Raw genomic sequence first — 1,109 nt, 5'->3', positions numbered from 1 at the left:
GGGGGGTGAGACCACATGTCAGACCCGACAACCACAATGCCACCCGACGCTGCGCACGCATTGGCATTGATCACCCAAGGCCTCGACCTGCTCGCCACCACCGACCTCACCCGCTGCCCCGACACCGACCTCATCTCGGTCGCGAAAACCACCGAACAAACCCTGTCCCGCCTGACCTACCAGGGCGACCGGCAATGGATGGAACTGTCCGTCCGCGGCATCCCCCGCACACACGGGCACACCTCGATGCACGCCTTCGCCGGCAACGAACTCCACGCCTCCGACATCACCCGCCGCCTGCGGCAAGTCCGCAACACCCAAACCCCACCGTCGATCACCGGCGAACCCGTCAGCCCCGAATGCCCCACCCTCGCCGCCGCGTTCGCCGCCGGCCACGTCGGCCCCTCACATGTCGCCGTCGTCCTGGACTTCGTCAAAGCACTGCCCGTCGCGTTACCCCACGACGTGAAAGTCGCCGCCGAACACACCATCACCGAGATCGCCACCCACTATCCCGCCGACCAGGTCAAAGACCTCGCCGCCGGACTCATGGCCCGCCTCGACCCCGACGGCAGCCTGGTCGACACACCCGACCGCCAACGCCGCCGCGGTCTCTGGCTGGGCAAACAAGGCATCGACGGCATGTCGAAACTCACCGGCACCGTCGACCCCGTCCTACGGGCCTACCTGGAAACCCTGTTCGCCGCCTGGGGCGCCCCCGGCGTCAACAACCCCGACGACAAATCTTCCCCCGCCGGAGACGCCCGCGCCACCGAAGTCATCGCCCCCGCCCAGACAGCAGCCGCGGAAACCCGAGACACCCGCAGCCAAGCACAACGCAACCACGACGCGGTCAAAGCCATGCTCAACGCCGTGTTCACCGACGGAATGCTGGGCAAAACCCACCGCGGCCTCCCCATCCAGGTGATCGTGAAAACCGACCTCGCCGACCTCGCCGCCGAAACCGGACACGCCATCACCGCGACCGGCACCCTGCTACCGATCCCCGACATGATCGACCTGCTCGCCGAATCACACATGTATCTGTCGGTGTTCAAAAACCACACCGCCGTCCCCCTGTACTTCGGGCAAGCCAAACGGATCGCAAC

At 66.5% G+C, this 1,109-nt stretch carries 1 protein-coding gene; it reads left to right on the top strand.

The window, feature by feature from the left end; genetic code table 11:
- Positions 1 to 15 precede the first annotated feature (15 nt).
- Positions 16 to 1,109 (top strand): DUF222 domain-containing protein (locus tag ACWDUA_RS25555; RefSeq protein ID WP_449753822.1); only part of this gene is annotated, 1,094 nt, incomplete at its 3' end.

This window comes from Gordonia sp. NPDC003376, from assembly GCF_053589235.1.
Note: the sequence above shows the minus strand (reverse complement) of the source record. Positions and strands in the feature narration are given on the sequence as shown.